The following is a 500-nucleotide window of genomic DNA, read 5'->3' on the forward strand; positions in this document are numbered from 1 at the left end:
CGGCAGAGGTCCACCGGCGGCAAGACCAAGCTGGGTTCGGTCAGCAAGATGGGCCAGACCGACATCCGCCGCCTGCTGATCGTCGGCGCCATGAGCGTAATCCGCTGGGTGGTTCGCAAGGGCGGCAGTTCAAACCGCTGGCTGGCTGCGCTGGTGGCACGCAAGCCCAGGATGGTCGCAGCGGTGGCGCTGGCAAACAAGATGGCCCGCATGATCTGGGCAATGACAACGAAACAGGAGAATTACCGGATGGCGTGATCCGAGCCCGCGCAAGGTAAGGACACGGCATGGCCGCAAGGCCGGGGTGAGCGATCGACGAGGAGTAGGCGACACGGACTTCGAAGTTCAAGGCGGGAGATTCAGACCCGGGGCTCGAGCGCTTGCAGCTCTCTGAACCGATGTGAACCCAGCCTTCCGAACAGCATACCGGCCCGTGGCGTCATGGAAGGCCACATTCAGAGGCCTGACACACGTCCGATCGAAGACCCCGCCGAAAGACC

General features: G+C 63.4%; 1 pseudogene. It reads left to right on the forward strand.

The window, feature by feature from the left end:
- A pseudogene (locus IEX25_RS20010) lies at window positions 1–258 on the forward strand (IS110 family transposase); the annotation flags it as partial.
- Window positions 259–500 lie beyond the last annotated feature (242 nt).

The organism is Paracoccus acridae (assembly GCF_014642735.1).
In the GTDB taxonomy this organism is placed as follows: domain Bacteria; phylum Pseudomonadota; class Alphaproteobacteria; order Rhodobacterales; family Rhodobacteraceae; genus Paracoccus; species Paracoccus acridae.